Genomic DNA, 16,793 nt, shown 5'->3' with positions numbered 1-16,793 from the left:
GAAATGGTGATGCCGGGTGACAACGTCAAGATGGTCGTCACCCTGATCAACCCGGTGGCAATGGACGAAGGCCTGCGCTTCGCCATCCGCGAAGGCGGCCGTACCGTCGGCGCCGGCGTGGTCTCGAAGATCATCGAGTAAGCCTGCAGTACCGGTGGTTGCATAGCGCCGCCGGTTACGCGAATGGCGGGCCGGGAACCTCGGTCCGCCTTCGCCGTCTAAGGGAAGGCAAGTTTCAACACGTACGCCAGTAGCTCAATTGGCAGAGCAGCGGTCTCCAAAACCGCAGGTTGGGGGTTCGAGTCCCTCCTGGCGTGCCATCTGCCCACCTTATCCAGCGGCCTGGGCCGCTAAAGCAGACACAGCCGGATGAATAGCAAGATCGAACACTCCAAGGACAACTCCGCCAACGGCGGGGATATCGTCAAGTACGTCGCCGCATCGCTGCTGGTGCTGGCCGGTCTGTTCGTCTGGTTCTGGTTCTCCGCCGACTCCGGTCGCGCCACCCAGCTGGGTGCGTGGGCGGGTCAGCTGCGTGCGTTGGCGGTCGTGGTCGGTCTGGTTGGCGGTATCGGCGTGTTCATGCTGACCGGCAAGGGGCGCGACACCCGCGAATTCCTCTCCGAGTCGCGCTTCGAACTGCGCAAGGTGGTCTGGCCGACGCGCCAGGAAGCCATCCGCATGACCTGGGTCGTGATGGTGGTGGTGACCATTCTCAGTCTGTTGCTGGGTGGGTTCGATTACGTCATTCAGTGGCTGGTTCAGTTGTTCCTGAGCCGCTAAGGAGAATTGCATGAAGCGTTGGTACGTCGTTCACGCCTATTCGGGCTTCGAGAAGTCGGTGGCGCAGGCTCTGCGCGATCGCATCGTCCGTGACGGCATGGAAGAGCGCTTCGGCGATGTCCTGGTCCCGACCGAAGAAGTGGTCGAGATGCGCGCTGGCCAGAAGCGCCGTTCCGAGCGCAAGTTCTTCCCGGGTTACGTGCTGGTCCAGATCGAGACCCACGAAGAAGCCGGTATCCCGCGCATCGACAACGAAAGCTGGCACCTGGTCAAGGAAACCCCGCGCGTTATGGGCTTCATCGGCGGCACCGCCGACCGTCCGCTGCCGATTGCCGATTCCGAGGCTGAGGCCATCCTGAACCGCGTTCAGGAAGGTGTCGAGAAGCCGCGTCCGAAGGTGCTGTTCGAGCCGGGCCAGATGGTCCGCGTCACCGACGGCCCGTTCAACGATTTCAATGGCGTCGTCGAAGAGGTCAACTACGAGAAGAGCCGTCTGCGCGTCTCGGTGCTGATCTTCGGTCGTGCCACTCCGGTCGAACTCGAGTTCGGCCAGGTCGAAAAGGCCGTCTGATCCAGCTGTAGAGTCGAGCTTGCTCGACTTTGCTGATCGGTCGAGCAAGCTCGACTCTATGGAACCAGGAACCGGGCCTTGCCCGGTTTCGTCCGTTTATATGCTGCTTCAGGCATGTGAAGAAAAAACCTGATATAGTGCGCGGCTCCCCGCTGGGAAGCCAGCAGGACGAGGCCGCCGCAAGGTGGCCTTCAGCATGATTTCAAAACGCGATGCCGGGACGCGTGATTCCCGGTCCGATGGGGAGCCTGTTGTCGAAAGGCGCTAGCACCCGGAGAGTACTCACATGGCAAAGAAAGTTGTCGGTTACATCAAGCTGCAGGTGAAGGCCGGTCAGGCCAACCCCTCGCCGCCGGTCGGTCCTGCGCTGGGTCAGCGCGGTCTGAACATCATGGAATTCTGCAAGGCGTTCAACGCTGCCACGCAGAAGCTCGAGCCGGGTCTGCCGGTTCCGGTGATCATCACGGCCTACTCGGACCGTACGTTCACCTTCATCACCAAGAGCACCCCGGCCACCACCCTGCTGAAGAAGGCCGCTGGCATCTCGTCGGGCTCCAAGCGCCCGAACACCGAGAAGGTCGGCAAGGTCACCCGTAAGCAGCTGGAAGAGATCGCCAAGGCGAAGGAACCGGATCTGACTGCCGCCGATCTGGACGCCGCCGTGCGTACCATCGCTGGCTCTGCCCGTTCCATGGGCCTCGTGGTGGAGGGTTAATAAGATGGCACAGACCAAGCGTGAGAAGGCCATCAAGGCCGCCGTCGTTCCGGGCAAGGCATACGCCTTCGAGGACGCGATCAACATCCTGAAGAGCGCCACCAAGGCCAAGTTCGTCGAGTCGATCGACGTCGCTGTGCGCCTGGGCGTCGATGCGAAGAAGTCCGACCAGCAGGTCCGTGGCTCCACCGTGCTGCCGGCCGGTACCGGCAAGTCGGTCCGCGTCGCCGTGTTCGCTCCGGCCGGTGCCAAGGCTGATGAAGCCCTGGCCGCTGGCGCCGAAGCCGTCGGTATGGATGACCTGGCCGAGAAGATGCAGGCCGGCGATCTGAACTACGACGTCGTCATCGCGACCCCGGACGCCATGCGCGTCGTCGGTAAGCTGGGCACCGTGCTGGGCCCGCGCGGCCTGATGCCGAACCCGAAGGTCGGCACCGTTTCCCCGAACCCGGGTGAAGCCGTGAAGAACGCCAAGTCGGGTCAGGTCCGTTACCGCACCGACAAGGCCGGCATCATCCACTGCACCATCGGCAAGGCCGACTTCGCCGAAGACGCGCTGAAGTCGAACCTGACCGCGCTGCTGCTGGACCTGATCAAGGCCAAGCCGGCCACCTCGAAGGGCACCTACCTGCAGAAGGTTTCGGTCAGCTCGACGATGGGCCCGGGCGTCACCGTCGACCAGTCGTCGCTGACCCTGAAGTAATTGTTTCAAGCGGTCACGGTACCTTCGGTGCCGTGACCGTGACATTTGAAGGCATCGTTGGCAGTGCATCGCCCGCGGTAGCCGTCAAAGACCGCAGGCGCGGTCGTGGCAATACCGGCGACGGGCACGGAAGCTCGATCTGGCAAGGAGTCGCCGCCGGAGCAGTCATGAGCGCTTAATCGATTCCCCGGAATCACCCTGCGTAGATGGTGCCCTTCTGGAGTTTTTCTGGTTCACGCACGTCTGGGATTTCCCTGATTGCCTCCAGGTCTGGAACGGCCCACCCCCGGAACATCATCCCGATGTTCCCGGCGTCCAGGACGGATGCCGCACAGGACCGCACACGGCAGGAGCCGTAAGCGGAGTTCAATAGGAGGAGTGCAATGGCTCTCAATCTGTCCCAGAAGCAAGAAGTAGTCGCCGAGCTGGCAGACGTCGCCGCCAAGGCCCACTCCTTGATCGCAGCCGAATACGCTGGCACCACGGTCGCCCAGATGACCGCGATGCGCAAGCAGGCTCGTGAAACCGGTGTTTTCTTGAAGGTTGTCAAGAACACCCTGGCTTCGCGCGCCGTTGAAGGCACCGAGTTCGCAGTCGCCCAGGACCAGATGGTTGGTCCGCTGCTGTACGCGTTCTCGCTCGAGGAGCCCGGCGCTGCCGGTCGCCTGATCAAGGAAGCCGCCAAGGGCAACGACAAGCTGAAGGCTAAGGTCGTCGCCATCGGTGGCGAAGTGTTCCCGGCAAGCCACGTCGACGTGCTGGCATCGCTGCCGACCCGCGACCAGGCCCTGGCCATGCTGGCCCGCGTCCTGACCGAGCCGGTCACGATGTTTGCCCGCGCCATCAAGGCCGTTGGCGAGAAGCAGGGTGGTGGCGACGTCGCCGCCGACGCTGCCGAACCGGCCGCCGAGACCGCCTGAGTTTCGACTTACCGTGGTTCCTGACGGAACCTCAACCCAGAAAATCATCCAAAGGTATTAATCATGTCCCTTACCAACGAACAGATCGTCGACGCCATCGCCGAGAAGTCCCTGATGGAAGTGATGGAGCTGGTCAAGGCCATCGAAGAGAAGTTCGGCGTCTCCGCCGCTGCTCCGGTTGCCGTGGCTGCTGCCGCTGGCCCGGCCGCTGCTGTTGAAGAGCAGACCGAGTTCACCGTCACCCTGAAGTCGGCCGGCGACAAGAAGGTCGAAGTCATCAAGGCCGTCCGCGCCATCACCGGCCTGGGCCTGAAGGAAGCGAAGGACCTGGCCGAAGCCGGTGGCGTCCTGAAGGAAGGCGCTTCGAAGGAAGACGCCGAGAAGATGAAGAAGGACCTGGAAGCTGCTGGCGCGACTGTCGAAGTCAAGTAAGCAGTTACCTTGCATCGTCACCGATTCACGGCGATGCAGCCAAGGCTGGGGGCGTAAGCCCCCGGCCTTTGGTCGTTGTTGCGGTGTCGGTAGAGTCGACTGTTAGTCGACTGCTGTGAAGGAAGTCGACTAACAGTCGACTCTACCGTTTCAAATGCAGCAAAAAGCCCAACACGGGCTGCAGTCAAACCCCGCCGGCCAGCGCAGTGCGCGGCAGCAGGGGCGTGGTAGCAGACGAGTTGGCAGTTGGAAGTAGCGGGAGAAGGCGTGCTGGTGCCGGCAATACCAGCGACTTCCAACTGACAATTTCAAGTTCCCTTCGGATCGTGGGCGCACGATCCGCACAACAAGGTGGAAGACCTCATGACGTCCTATTCGTTCACCGAAAAAAAGCGTATCCGCAAGGATTTCGGCAAGCAGCGCTCGATTCTCGAAGTGCCGTTCCTGCTCGCCATCCAGGTGGATTCCTATCGTGAATTCCTGCAGGAAAACGTCGATCCGGCCAAGCGCACGGACCACGGCCTGCACGCTGCGCTGAAGTCGGTCTTCCCGATCGCCAGCTACAGCGGCAACGCTGCCCTGGAATACGTCGGCTACAAGCTGGGCGAACCGGTCTTCGACGAGCGCGAGTGCCGCCAGCGTGGCATGAGCTACGGCGCCCCGCTGCGCGTGACCGTGCGCCTGGTGATCTACGACCGTGAGTCGTCGACCAAGGCCATCAAGTACGTGAAGGAGCAGGAGGTCTATCTGGGCGAAATCCCGCTGATGACCGAGAACGGCACCTTCATCGTCAACGGCACCGAGCGCGTCATCGTCTCGCAGCTGCACCGCTCGCCGGGCGTGTTCTTCGACCACGACCGTGGCAAGACCCACAGCTCGGGCAAGCTGCTGTACAGCGCCCGCATCATTCCTTACCGCGGCTCCTGGCTGGACTTCGAGTTCGACCCGAAGGACGCGCTGTTCACCCGTATCGACCGTCGCCGCAAGCTGCCGGTGTCGATCCTGCTGCGCGCGCTCGGCTACAGCAACGAAGAGATGCTGGCCGAGTTCTTCGAGATCAACACCTTCCACATCAACCCGGATGAAGGCGTCCAGCTGGAGCTGGTGCCGGAGCGCCTGCGTGGCGAAACCCTGGGCTTCGACCTCGCCGACGGCGACAAGGTCATCGTGGAAGCCGGCAAGCGCATCACCGCGCGCCACATCAAGCAGCTGGAAGCCTCGGGCATCGCCGCCCTGGCCGTGCCGGACGACTACATCGTCGGCCGCATCCTGTCGCACGACGTGGTTGACGCATCGACCGGCGAACTGCTGGCCCAGGCCAATGACGAGATCACCGACGAGCAGCTGCAGGCCTTCCGCAAGGCCGGTGTGGATGCCGTGGGCACCCTGTGGGTGAACGATCTGGATCGTGGCCCGTACCTGTCCAACACCCTGCGCATCGACCCGACCAAGACCCAGCTGGAAGCCCTGGTCGAGATCTACCGCATGATGCGTCCGGGCGAGCCGCCGACCAAGGACGCTGCGCAGAACCTGTTCCACAACCTGTTCTTCACCTTCGAGCGCTACGACCTGTCCGCGGTCGGCCGCATGAAGTTCAACCGTCGCGTGGGCCGCAAGGAAACCACCGGCGAAGCCGTGCTGTACGACAGCAAGTACTTCGGTGAGCGCAACGACGAAGAGTCCAAGCGCCTGGTCGCCGCCCACGGCGACAGCTCCGACATCCTGGACGTGATCAAGGTCCTGACCGAGATCCGCAACGGTCGCGGCGTGGTCGACGATATCGACCACCTGGGCAACCGTCGCGTGCGTTCGGTCGGCGAAATGGCCGAAAACGTGTTCCGCGTCGGCCTGGTCCGCGTCGAGCGCGCGGTCAAGGAGCGCCTGTCGATGGCCGAGTCCGAAGGCCTGACCCCGCAGGAGCTGATCAACGCCAAGCCGGTTGCCGCTGCCATCAAGGAGTTCTTCGGCTCCTCGCAGCTGTCGCAGTTCATGGACCAGAACAACCCGCTGTCGGAAGTGACCCACAAGCGTCGCGTCTCGGCCCTGGGCCCGGGCGGCCTGACCCGTGAGCGCGCCGGCTTCGAAGTGCGCGACGTGCACCCGACCCATTACGGCCGCGTCTGCACCATCGAAACCCCGGAAGGCCCGAACATCGGCCTGATCAATTCGCTGGCCGTGTACGCCCGCACCAACCAGTACGGTTTCCTCGAGACTCCGTACCGCAAGGTCGTGGACGGCAAGGTCTATGACGAAGTCGAGTTCCTGTCGGCGATCGAAGAAAACGAGTACGTCATTGCGCAGGCCAACGCGCTGACCGACGCCAAGGGCACCCTGACCGAGCAGTTCGTTCCGTGCCGCTTCCAGGGCGAATCGCTGCTGAAGCCGCCGGCGGAAGTCCACTTCATGGACGTCTCGCCGATGCAGACCGTGTCGATCGCGGCCGCGCTGGTTCCGTTCCTGGAGCACGATGACGCGAACCGCGCACTGATGGGCGCCAACATGCAGCGTCAGGCGGTGCCGACCCTGCGTGCGCAGAAGCCGCTGGTCGGTACCGGCATCGAGCGCGCCGTGGCGCGTGACTCCGGTGTGACCGTAAACGCCCGCCGTGGTGGCGAGATCGTGCAGATCGACGCGGCCCGCATCGTGGTCAAGGTCAACGAGGAAGAGATCGTTGGCGCTACCGATGCAGGCGTGGACATCTACAACCTGGTCAAGTACACCCGTTCGAACCAGAACACCTGCATCAACCAGCGTCCGCTGGTCCAGGTGGGTGACGTCATCGCCCGCGGCGACGTGCTGGCCGACGGTCCGTCCACCGACATCGGCGAACTGGCCCTGGGCCAGAACATGCTGATCGCGTTCATGCCGTGGAACGGCTACAACTTCGAAGACTCCATCCTGCTCTCCGAGCGCGTGGTGGAAGAGGATCGTTACACCACGATCCACATCGAAGAGCTGACCTGCGTCGCGCGTGACACCAAGCTGGGGCCGGAGGAAATCTCCGCCGACATCCCGAACGTCTCCGAGCAGGCGCTGAACCGCCTGGACGAGAGCGGCGTGGTGTACATCGGTGCGGAAGTCCGCGCCGGCGACATCATGGTCGGCAAGGTCACCCCGAAGGGCGAAAGCCAGCTGACCCCGGAAGAGAAGCTGCTGCGCGCGATCTTCGGCGAGAAGGCTTCGGACGTTAAGGACAGCTCGCTGCGCGTTCCGCCGGGCATGGACGGCACCGTCATCGACGTGCAGGTCTTCACCCGCGACGGCATCGAGAAGGACAAGCGCGCCCGCCAGATCGAAGAGTCTGAAATCAAGCGCGTCAAGAAGGACTTCGACGACCAGTTCCGCATCCTGGAAGCCGCCATCTACATGCGTCTGCGTTCGCAGATCGTGGGCAAGGTGGTCAACGGTGGCGCTGGCCTGAAGAAGGGTGACGTGATCACCGACGCCTTCCTGGACGGCCTGAAGAAGGCTGACTGGTTCGCCCTGCGCATGAAGGACGAGGACGCTTCGGAAGCCATCGAACGCGCGCAGAAGCAGATCCAGGCGCACGAGAAGGAATTCGAGCGTCGCTTCGCCGACAAGCGCGGCAAGATCACCGCCGGTGACGACCTCGCCCCGGGCGTGCTGAAGATGGTCAAGGTGTTCCTGGCCGTGAAGCGCCGCATCCAGCCGGGCGACAAGATGGCAGGCCGCCACGGCAACAAGGGTGTGGTCTCCAACGTGGTGCCGGTCGAGGACATGCCGTACATGGCCTCGGGCGAAACCGTGGACATCGTGCTGAACCCGCTGGGCGTGCCGTCGCGTATGAACATCGGCCAGATCCTGGAAGTGCACCTGGGCTGGGCGGCCAAGGGCCTGGGCCGCAAGATCCAGGCGATGATGGAAGCCCAGGCCGCCGTTGCCGACCTGCGCAAGTTCCTGGACGACATCTACAACCACGACGACACCAACGTGGCCAACCGCGTCGACCTGTCGCAGTTCAGCGACGAGGAGCTGCTGCGCCTGGCCCGTAACCTCACCGACGGCGTGCCGATGGCCACCCCGGTGTTCGACGGTGCCACCGAAGCGGAAATCAAGCGCATGCTGGAACTGGCCGACCTGCCGAGCAGTGGCCAGACCCAGCTGTACGACGGCCGCACCGGTGAAGCGTTCGATCGCCACACCACCGTCGGTTACATGCACTACCTGAAGCTGAACCACCTGGTCGACGACAAGATGCACGCCCGTTCGACCGGTCCGTACTCGCTCGTCACCCAGCAGCCGCTGGGCGGCAAGGCGCAGTTCGGCGGCCAGCGCTTCGGTGAAATGGAAGTCTGGGCGCTGGAAGCCTACGGCGCGGCCTACACCCTGCAGGAAATGCTGACGGTGAAGTCCGATGACGTGCAGGGCCGCAACCAGATGTACAAGAACATCGTCGACGGTGAGCACGAGATGGTCGCGGGCATGCCGGAATCCTTCAACGTGCTCGTGAAGGAAATCCGCTCGCTGGCCATCAACATGGAACTGGAAGACAACTGATCCATGCCGGCGCGGCGGTCAACGCCGCCGCGCCGCTGGCAGTGAACTGAAAGCCCATCGACACAGCATTCCTCCTTCTGGAGAACACCATGAAAGACCTGCTCAACCTCTTCAACCAGCAGCGCCAGACGCTGGACTTCGACGCGATCAAGATCGCGCTGGCTTCGCCGGACCTGATCCGTTCGTGGTCCTTCGGCGAAGTGAAGAAGCCGGAAACCATCAACTACCGTACCTTCAAGCCGGAACGCGACGGCCTGTTCTGCGCCGCCATCTTCGGCCCGGTGAAGGACTACGAGTGCCTGTGCGGCAAGTACAAGCGCATGAAGCACCGCGGCGTGGTCTGCGAAAAGTGCGGTACCGAAGTGACCCTGGCCAAGGTGCGCCGCGAGCGCATGGGCCACATCGACCTGGCCTCGCCGGTCGCGCACATCTGGTTCCTGAAGTCGCTGCCGTCGCGCATCGGCCTGATGCTGGACATGACCCTGCGCGACATCGAGCGCGTGCTGTACTTCGAAGCCTACGTGGTGACCGAGCCGGGCCTGACCGCCCTGGAGCGCCGCCAGCTGCTGACCGAGGAACAGTACCTGCAGGCCCGCCAGGAGCACGGTGACGACTTCGACGCCGCCATGGGCGCCGAGGCCGTGTACGAACTGCTGCGCACGATCGACCTGCAGTCGGAAATGACCCGCCTGCGCGAGGAAATCGCCGCTACCGGTTCGGAAACCAAGCTCAAGCGCCTCACCAAGCGCATCAAGCTGATCGAAGCCTTCCTGGAATCGGGCAACCGTCCGGAATGGATGGTCATGACCGTGCTGCCGGTGCTGCCGCCGGACCTGCGTCCGCTGGTCCCGCTGGATGGCGGCCGCTTCGCGACCTCCGACCTGAACGACCTGTACCGCCGCGTCATCAACCGCAACAACCGCCTGCGCCGCCTGCTCGAACTGAGCGCGCCGGACATCATCGTGCGCAATGAAAAGCGCATGCTGCAGGAGTCGGTCGATGCGCTGCTGGACAACGGCCGTCGTGGCCGTGCCATCACCGGCACCAACAAGCGCCCGCTGAAGTCGCTGGCCGACATGATCAAGGGCAAGCAGGGTCGCTTCCGCCAGAACCTGCTCGGCAAGCGCGTCGACTACTCGGGCCGTTCGGTCATCGTGGTCGGCCCGTACCTGCGCCTGCACCAGTGCGGCCTGCCGAAGAAGATGGCGCTCGAGCTGTTCAAGCCGTTCGTCTTCGCCAAGCTGCAGCGTCGTGGCCTGGCCACCACCATCAAGGCCGCCAAGAAGCTGGTCGAGCGCGAAGAAGCCGAAGTCTGGGACATCCTGGAAGAGGTCATCCGCGAGCATCCGGTGATGCTGAACCGTGCGCCGACCCTGCACCGACTGGGCATCCAGGCGTTCGAGCCGGTGCTGATCGAAGGCAAGGCCATCCAGCTGCACCCGCTGGTCTGCACCGCGTTCAACGCCGACTTCGACGGTGACCAGATGGCCGTCCACGTGCCGCTCTCGCTGGAAGCCCAGCTGGAAGCGCGTGCGCTGATGATGTCGACCAACAACATCCTGTCGCCGGCCAACGGCGAGCCGATCATCGTGCCGTCGCAGGACGTCGTGCTGGGTCTGTACTACATGACCCGCTCGCTGGAAAACAAGAAGGGCGAGGGCATGGCCTTCGCCAACATCGCCGAAGTGAAGCGTGCCTACGACAACCGCGTGGTGGAACTGCACGCGCGCGTCAAGGTCCGCATCACCGAAGTGGTGACCGACGAAGACGGCAACAAGCAGAACAAGACCTCGATCGTGGACACCACGATCGGTCGCGCCCTGCTGGCTGAAATCCTGCCGGAAGGCCTGCCGTTCGCGCTGGCCAACACCGAGCTGACCAAGAAGAACATCAGCCGCCTGATCAACTCCAGCTACCGCCAGCTGGGTCTGAAGGACACGGTCGTGTTCGCCGACAAGCTGATGTACACCGGCTTCGCGTACGCGACCCGCGCCGGTGTCTCGATCGGCATCGACGACATGCTGATCCCGGACGAGAAGAAGGGCATCCTCACCGAGGCCGAAGCCGAAGTGCTGGAAATCCAGGAGCAGTACCAGTCGGGCCTGGTCACCGCCGGCGAGCGCTACAACAAGGTGGTCGACATCTGGTCGCGCACCAACGAGCGCATCGCCAAGGCGATGATGGACACCATCGGTACCGAGAAGGTGGTCAATGCCAAGGGTGAGACCATCGACCAGAAGTCGATGAACTCGCTGTACATCATGGCCGACTCCGGTGCGCGTGGTTCGCAGGCGCAGATCCGTCAGCTGGCCGGCATGCGTGGCCTGATGGCCCGCCCGGACGGCTCGATCATCGAGACGCCCATCAAGGCGAACTTCCGCGAAGGCCTGAACGTGCAGGAGTACTTCAACTCCACCCACGGTGCCCGTAAGGGTCTGGCCGATACCGCGCTGAAGACCGCGAACTCGGGTTACCTGACCCGTCGTCTGGTCGACGTGGCACAGGACGTGGTGATCACCGAGGTGGATTGCGGTACCACCGAAGGCCTGATCATGACCCCGATCGTGGAAGGCGGCGACGTGGTCGAGCCGCTGAAGGACCGCGTGCTGGGCCGCGTGGTTGCCGAGGACGTGTTCCTGCCGGGCAACGACGAAGATCCGATCGTCACCCGCAACACCCTGCTGGACGAAGCCTGGGTTGCCAAGCTGGAAGATGCCGGCGTGCAGACCATCAAGGTCCGCTCGACCATCTCCTGCGAATCGGCCTTCGGCGTCTGCTCGCGCTGCTACGGCCGCGACCTGGCCCGTGGCCACCTGGTCAACATCGGTGAAGCGGTCGGCGTCATCGCCGCCCAGTCCATCGGTGAGCCGGGTACCCAGCTGACCATGCGTACGTTCCACATCGGTGGTGCGGCGTCGCGAGCTGCTGCGGTCGACAACATCACCGTCAAGACCACCGGCTCGGTCAAGTTCAGCAACCTCAAGTCGGTCGAGCATGCCAACGGCTCGCTGGTGGCAGTGTCGCGCTCGGGCGAAATCTCGGTGCTCGATGCCCACGGCCGTGAGCGTGAACGTTACAAGCTGCCGTACGGTGCAACCATCACGTCCAAGGACGGTGATGCGATCAAGGCTGGCCAGACCGTGGCCAACTGGGATCCGCATAACCACCCGATCGTGTCGGAAGTGGCCGGCTTCATCCGCTTCATCGACTTCGTCGACGGCATCACCGTCATCGAGAAGACCGACGAGCTGACCGGCCTGGCGTCGCGCGAAATCACCGATCCGAAGCGTCGTGGTACCCAGGCCAAGGACCTGCGCCCGATCGTGCGCATCGTCGACGCCAAGGGCAACGACCTGTCGATTCCGGGCACCGACCTGCCGGCGCAGTACCTGCTGCCGCCGCGCTCGATCGTCAACCTGCAGGACGGCGCTGCCGTCGGCGTGGGTGACGTGGTCGCCAAGATCCCGCAGGAAGCGTCGAAGACCCGCGACATCACCGGTGGTCTGCCGCGCGTGGCCGATCTGTTCGAAGCGCGCAAGCCGAAGGATCCGGCGGTGCTGGCCGAGCGTTCGGGCATCATCAGCTTCGGCAAGGACACCAAGGGCAAGCAGCGCCTGATCATCAAGGACACCGATGGTTCGGAGCACGAAGAGCTGATCCCGAAGTACCGCCAGGTCATCGTGTTCGAAGGCGAGCATGTCACCAAGGGTGAAACCATCGTGGACGGCGAGCCGAGCCCGCAGGACATCCTGCGCCTGCTGGGTGTCGAACCGCTGGCCGCCTACCTGGTGAAGGAAATCCAGGACGTGTACCGCCTGCAGGGCGTGAAGATCAACGACAAGCACATCGAGGTGATCACCCGCCAGATGCTGCGCAAGGTCGAGATCACCGACCAGGGCAGCAGCAAGTTCCTGAACGGCGAACAGGTGGAGCGCCAGCGCGTTATCGAGGAGAATGCCCGCCTTGCAGCCCGCAATGAGCTGCCGGCGCACTTCGATCCGGTCCTGCTGGGTATCACCAAGGCCTCGCTGGCGACCGAATCGTTCATCTCGGCCGCGTCGTTCCAGGAAACCACCCGCGTGCTGACCGAAGCGGCCGTCCGCGGCACCTCGGACAACCTGCGTGGCCTGAAGGAAAACGTCATCGTGGGTCGCCTGATTCCGGCCGGTACCGGCCTGGCGTACCACAGCAACCGCCGTCGCGGCGCTTCCGGCCTCACCGAGTCGGAAATGCAGACCCTTGCCGGCACCCCGGCCGCGGTCGAGGCACCGGTGGTTGAAGCCGAAGCTGAACAGGCCTCGGAAGACTGAAACACGGGTCCGGCCTCAGGGCCGGACCACCCGGGCGGGTAGAGTCGACTGTCAGTCGACTGCTATCAAGAGTCGACTGACAGTCGACTCTACCGGTGCAGGGCAGGGTGGACCGCTTGCGGTTCACCCCGCCAACCTGAACGGGGTACATGGAGGCCCCCCAGTAACGTTCCGGGATCAGGAACGGGCTTGACAGGAGGCGTTTGACTGCTTTCCTGGCAGGTTGCTACAATCGTCTGTCTCAGCAGGCCAGAATTTTGGCCTGCTTTAACATTTCCGCATCTCTGGCCGGATTTTCCGGCCACCAATCAGAAGAACCTACTGATGGCGACGATCAACCAGCTGGTCCGCAAGCCGCGGCAAGCGACCACCTACAAGAGTGCCTCGCCGGCGCTCGACAAGTGCCCGCAGCGCCGTGGCGTCTGCACCCGTGTCTACACCACCACCCCGAAGAAGCCGAACTCGGCTCTGCGCAAGGTTGCCAAGGTCCGCCTGACCAACCAGGAAGAAGTGATTTCCTACATCGGTGGTGAAGGCCACAACCTGCAGGAGCACTCCGTGGTCCTGATCCGCGGCGGTCGCGTCAAGGACCTGCCGGGTGTGCGTTACCACACCGTTCGTGGCTCGCTCGACGCCGCCGGCGTTGCCAAGCGTCGCCAGGCCCGTTCCAAGTACGGCGCCAAGCGTCCGAAGGCATAAGGAGAGAGCACTATGTCGCGTAAGGGTAATACTCCGCAGCGTTCCGTCCTGCCCGATCCGAAGCACGGAAGCGAAACCATCGCCCGCTTCATCAACATGGTCATGCAGAGCGGCAAGAAGTCCGTCGCCGAAAAGATCGTGTACGGCGCCATGGACGTGATCACCGAGAAGAACAGCAGCGCCAACGCCATTGAACTGGTGCAGAAGGCTCTGGACAACGTCGCTCCGGCGGTCGAAGTCAAGTCGCGCCGCGTCGGTGGTGCCACCTACCAGGTGCCGGTCGAAGTGCGTTCGTCGCGCAAGATGGCCCTGGCCATGCGCTGGCTGATCGACTCCGCGCGCAAGCGTGGTGAGAACACCATGCCGAAGAAGCTGGCTGCTGAACTGATCGACGCCTCGGAAAATCGTGGCGGCGCCATCAAGAAGCGCGAAGAAACCCACCGCATGGCCGAAGCCAACAAGGCATTCGCCCACTACCGCTGGTGAGTTTGACGGCCTTGTAAAACAGGCAGGGCAGCACCACTTCGGTGCGTGCTGCCTCGCGGTCCCAGAAGGACTGCGCCAATCCGAAGGCCGCCGAAAGGCGGCGTTCGGCCATCCGAAATCCAAGAAATCTGAGAGGCTCCCGTGGCCCGTTCCACTCCCATCGAGCGTTACCGTAACTTCGGCATCATGGCTCACATCGATGCCGGCAAGACCACCACGTCCGAGCGCATCCTGTTCTACACCGGCAAGAGCCACAAGATCGGTGAAGTGCATGACGGCGCCGCCACCATGGACTGGATGGAGCAGGAGCAGGAGCGTGGCATCACGATCCAGTCCGCTGCCACCACCGCGTTCTGGAAGGGCATGGACAAGTCCCTGCCGGAGCACCGCTTCAACATCATCGACACCCCCGGGCACGTCGACTTCACCATCGAAGTGGAGCGCTCGCTGCGCGTGCTCGACGGTGCCGTCTTCGTCCTGTGCGCCGTCGGTGGCGTGCAGCCGCAGTCGGAAACCGTGTGGCGCCAGGCCAACAAGTACCACGTGCCGCGCATCGCGTTCGTCAACAAGATGGACCGCACCGGTGCCAACTTCCAGAAGGTCGTCGGCCAGCTGAAGGCCAAGCTGGGCGCGGTTGCCGTGCCGATGCAGCTGCCGATCGGCGCTGAAGACAACTTCAAGGGCGTCGTCGACCTGCTGAAGATGAAGGCCATCCACTGGGATGAGGCTTCGCAGGGCATGAAGTTCGAGTACAGCGACATCCCGGCCGATCTGCAGGCGGCTGCGGAAGAGGCTCGCCAGTTCATGGTCGAGACCGCTGCCGAAGCCAGCGAAGAGCTGATGGAAAAGTACCTGGGCGGCGAAGAGCTGGCCGAGGCCGAAATCATCAACGCCCTGCGTACCCGTACCCTGGCGACCGAGATCGTGCCGATGTACTGCGGCTCGGCCTTCAAGAACAAGGGCGTGCAGGCCATGCTGGACGGCGTGATCCAGCTGCTGCCGTCGCCGGTCGACGTGCCGGACGTGAAGGGCGTGGACGTTGACGACGACACCGTCGAAATGACCCGCAAGTCCGACGACAAGGCCCCGTTCTCGTCGCTGGCCTTCAAGATCATCACCGACCCGTTCGTCGGCGCGCTGACCTTCTTCCGTGTCTACTCGGGCACCCTGAACGGTGGCGACACCGTGCTGAACTCGGTGAAGGGCAAGAAGGAGCGCATCGGCCGAATCCTGCAGATGCACTCGAACAACCGCGAGGAAATCAAGGAAGTTCTGGCTGGTGACATCGCCGCTGCCGTGGGCCTGAAGGACACCACCACCGGTGACACCCTGTGCGCCGTGGACGCCCCGATCATCCTGGAGCGCATGACGTTCCCGGAGCCGGTGATCTCGATGGCCGTCGAGCCGAAGACCAAGTCGGACCAGGAAAAGATGGGTCTGGCCCTGGGCCGTCTGGCGCAGGAAGATCCGTCGTTCCGCGTCAAGACCGACGAAGAATCCGGCCAGACCATCATCTCGGGCATGGGCGAGCTGCACCTGGACATCATCGTCGACCGCCTGAAGCGCGAGTTCAACGTTGAAGCCAACGTCGGCGCGCCGCAGGTGGCCTACCGCGAAACCATCACCCTGGCCGACGTCAAGTCGGACTACAAGCACGCCAAGCAGTCCGGTGGTAAGGGTCAGTACGGTCACGTCGTGATCGAACTGTCGCCGATCACCGCTGCCGACCGTGCCGATCCGAAGCTGGCTCCGGCCATCAAGGACGACTTCCTGTTCATCAACGACATCACCGGCGGCGTGATCCCGAAGGAATTCATTCCGTCGGTTGAAAAGGGCCTGCGCGAAACCATCACCAGCGGTCCGCTGGCTGGCTTCCCGGTCGTGGACGTCAAGGTGAAGCTGGTGTTCGGTTCGTACCACGACGTCGACTCCTCGGAAATGGCGTTCAAGCTGGCTTCGTCGATGGCCTTCAAGCAGGGCTTCGCCAAGGCCAAGCCGGTGCTGCTGGAGCCGATCATGAAGGTCGAGATCGTGACCCCGGAGGATTACCAGGGTGACGTGATGGGCGACGTCAGCCGTCGTCGCGGCGTGCTGCAGGGTTCCGACACCACCGGTGACGGTTCGGCCAGCATCATCAACGCGATGATCCCGCTGGGTGAAATGTTCGGCTACGCCACTGCGCTGCGTTCGCAGACCCAGGGCCGCGCCACCTTCACCATGGAATTCGATCACTACGAGCCGGCTCCGACCAACATCGCCGAAGCCGTCATGAAGAAGGGCTGAGCCTCGCTCAGCCTCTCTTGAAACCACTTACGAACAATCAAGGTATAGAACAATGGCAAAGGGTAAGTTCGAGCGCACCAAGCCGCACGTCAACGTCGGCACCATCGGTCACGTCGATCACGGCAAGACCACGCTGACCGCCGCACTGACCAAGATCGGTGCCGAGCGCTTCGGTGGCGAGTTCAAGGATTACTCCTCGATCGACGCCGCTCCGGAAGAAAAGGCTCGTGGCATCACGATCTCGACCGCGCACGTCGAATACGAATCCCCGGTCCGTCACTACGCCCACGTCGATTGCCCGGGCCATGCTGACTACGTCAAGAACATGATCACCGGTGCCGCCCAGATGGACGGCGCGATCCTGGTGTGCTCG

At 63.3% G+C, this 16,793-nt stretch carries 13 protein-coding genes and 1 tRNA gene; all 14 read left to right on the top strand.

The genetic code is table 11. The features are described 5' to 3' along the window. A partial coding sequence (locus AC5P6S_RS20780) for an EF-Tu C-terminal domain-related protein (RefSeq protein WP_487247787.1) occupies positions 1–141 on the top strand: 141 nt, incomplete at its 5' end. Between the two features lie 103 nt (positions 142–244). After that, positions 245–320 (top strand) — tRNA-Trp (locus AC5P6S_RS20775). Between the two features lie 49 nt (positions 321–369). Next, the gene (secE, locus tag AC5P6S_RS20770; protein WP_005408202.1) at positions 370–783 is read left to right on the top strand and encodes a preprotein translocase subunit SecE; all 414 of its coding nucleotides are present in this window, start codon (positions 370–372) and stop codon (positions 781–783) included. 10 nt (positions 784–793) lie between these two features. Further along, positions 794–1,354 carry a transcription termination/antitermination protein NusG gene (gene nusG, locus AC5P6S_RS20765; RefSeq protein WP_004154362.1) on the top strand — a complete coding sequence of 187 codons (561 nt, stop codon included), beginning with the start codon at positions 794–796 and terminating at the stop codon, positions 1,352–1,354. A gap of 286 nt (positions 1,355–1,640) precedes the next feature. Continuing rightward, a complete protein-coding gene (gene rplK / locus AC5P6S_RS20760) occupies positions 1,641–2,069 on the top strand; it encodes a 50S ribosomal protein L11 (RefSeq protein ID WP_004145248.1) in 429 nt (142 codons plus the stop codon). A gap of 4 nt (positions 2,070–2,073) precedes the next feature. Next, positions 2,074–2,772, top strand: coding sequence for a 50S ribosomal protein L1 (gene rplA / locus AC5P6S_RS20755; RefSeq protein ID WP_004154350.1), 699 nt, complete (start codon positions 2,074–2,076; stop codon positions 2,770–2,772). Between the two features lie 383 nt (positions 2,773–3,155). Next, complete coding sequence (gene rplJ, locus AC5P6S_RS20750) at positions 3,156–3,692, top strand: 50S ribosomal protein L10 (protein ID WP_005408203.1); 537 nt, start codon at positions 3,156–3,158, stop codon at positions 3,690–3,692. Between the two features lie 63 nt (positions 3,693–3,755). Then, positions 3,756–4,124, top strand: a complete 369-nt coding sequence (gene rplL / locus AC5P6S_RS20745) for a 50S ribosomal protein L7/L12 (protein ID WP_005408204.1) — start codon at positions 3,756–3,758, stop codon at positions 4,122–4,124. Positions 4,125–4,487: 363 nt separating this feature from the next. Further along, on the top strand, positions 4,488–8,642 hold the full coding sequence (rpoB, locus tag AC5P6S_RS20740) for a DNA-directed RNA polymerase subunit beta (protein ID WP_005408205.1): 4,155 nt from the start codon (positions 4,488–4,490) through the stop codon (positions 8,640–8,642). Positions 8,643–8,731: 89 nt separating this feature from the next. Continuing rightward, positions 8,732–12,952, top strand: a complete 4,221-nt coding sequence (gene rpoC / locus AC5P6S_RS20735) for a DNA-directed RNA polymerase subunit beta' (protein WP_005412340.1) — start codon at positions 8,732–8,734, stop codon at positions 12,950–12,952. 324 nt (positions 12,953–13,276) lie between these two features. After that, entirely contained in the window at positions 13,277–13,651 is a 375-nt protein-coding gene (rpsL, locus tag AC5P6S_RS20730) for a 30S ribosomal protein S12 (RefSeq protein ID WP_004145320.1), read from the top strand. A gap of 12 nt (positions 13,652–13,663) precedes the next feature. Further along, positions 13,664–14,137 carry a 30S ribosomal protein S7 gene (rpsG, locus tag AC5P6S_RS20725; RefSeq protein ID WP_004145321.1) on the top strand — a complete coding sequence of 158 codons (474 nt, stop codon included), beginning with the start codon at positions 13,664–13,666 and terminating at the stop codon, positions 14,135–14,137. A 141-nt stretch (positions 14,138–14,278) separates the two neighbouring features. Continuing rightward, positions 14,279–16,420 (top strand): elongation factor G, encoded by a 2,142-nt coding sequence (fusA, locus tag AC5P6S_RS20720; RefSeq protein ID WP_012479235.1) that lies wholly within the window; start codon positions 14,279–14,281, stop codon positions 16,418–16,420. 52 nt (positions 16,421–16,472) lie between these two features. Next, positions 16,473–16,793, top strand: a 321-nt coding sequence (locus AC5P6S_RS20715; protein WP_254005100.1) for a GTP-binding protein, incomplete at its 3' end; no start/stop codon positions are given.

It is taken from the genome of Stenotrophomonas sp. YJH_SMC_119, from assembly GCF_059368315.1.
The sequence above is the reverse complement of the archived record's forward strand: the minus strand, read 5'-3'. Positions and strand labels throughout refer to the sequence as shown.